Raw genomic sequence first — 1,225 nt, 5'->3', positions numbered from 1 at the left:
TATAAGGTTAAGCTAGAAAGGGCGCACGGTGGATGCCTTGGCACTAGGAGCCGAAGAAGGACGGGACGAACACCGATATGCCTCGGGGAGCTGTAAGTAAGCACTGATCCGGGGATTTCCGAATGGGGGAACCCACCATCCGTAATGGGATGGTATCCATATCTGAATACATAGGGTATGAGAAGGCAGACCCGGGGAACTGAAACATCTAAGTACCCGGAGGAAGAGAAAGCAAATGCGATTTCCTGAGTAGCGGCGAGCGAAACGGAAACAGCCCAAACCAGAGGGCTTGCCCTCTGGGGTTGTAGGACACTCTACATGGAGTTACAAAGGAACGAAGTAGGTGAAGCGGTCTGGAAAGGCCAGCCAAAGAAGGTAACAGCCCTGTAGCTGAAACTTCGTTCCCTCCTGAGTGGATCCTGAGTACGGCGGGACACGTGAAACCCCGTCGGAATCCGGGAGGACCATCTCCCAAGGCTAAATACTCCCTAGTGACCGATAGTGAACCAGTACCGTGAGGGAAAGGTGAAAAGCACCCCGGAAGGGGAGTGAAAGAGATCCTGAAACCGTGTGCCTACAAGTAGTCGGAGCCCATTAACGGGTGACGGCGTGCCTTTTGTAGAATGAACCGGCGAGTTACGATCCCGTGCAAGGTTAAGTTGAATAGACGGAGCCGCAGCGAAAGCGAGTCTGAATAGGGCGACATAGTACGTGGTCGTAGACCCGAAACCGTGTGATCTACCCATGTCCAGGGTGAAGTTCAGGTAACACTGAATGGAGGCCCGAACCCACGCACGTTGAAAAGTGCGGGGATGAGGTGTGGGTAGGGGTGAAATGCCAATCGAACACGGAGATAGCTGGTTCTCCCCGAAATAGCTTTAGGGCTAGCCTCGCGGCAAGATTCCTGGAGGTAGAGCACTGATTGGACTAGGGGCCCCCACAGGGTTACCGAATTCAGTCAAACTCCGAATGCCAGAGAATTATCCGCGGGAGTCAGACTGCGAGTGATAAGATCCGTAGTCAAAAGGGAAACAGCCCAGACCATCAGCTAAGGTCCCAAAGTATACGTTAAGTGGCAAAGGATGTGGAGTTGCCCAGACAACCAGGATGTTGGCTTAGAAGCAGCCACCATTTAAAGAGTGCGTAATAGCTCACTGGTCGAGTGACTCTGCGCCGAAAATGTAACGGGGCTAAACGTATCACCGAAGCTATGGCTTGTACCGTA

General features: G+C 52.8%; 1 rRNA gene (only partly in view). It reads left to right on the top strand.

What is annotated here, in order from left to right:
- Positions 1–5: 5 nt before the first annotated feature.
- A 23S ribosomal RNA gene (locus tag EV282_RS20035) occupies positions 6–1,225 on the top strand (its annotated part continues 1,402 nt past the right edge of the window); the annotation flags it as partial.

Origin of the sequence: Fictibacillus sp. BK138 (genome assembly GCF_004216955.1) — a bacterium.
Taxonomy (GTDB): domain Bacteria; phylum Bacillota; class Bacilli; order Bacillales; family Fictibacillaceae; genus Fictibacillus.
This window is presented reverse-complemented; position numbering and strand designations above follow the sequence as displayed.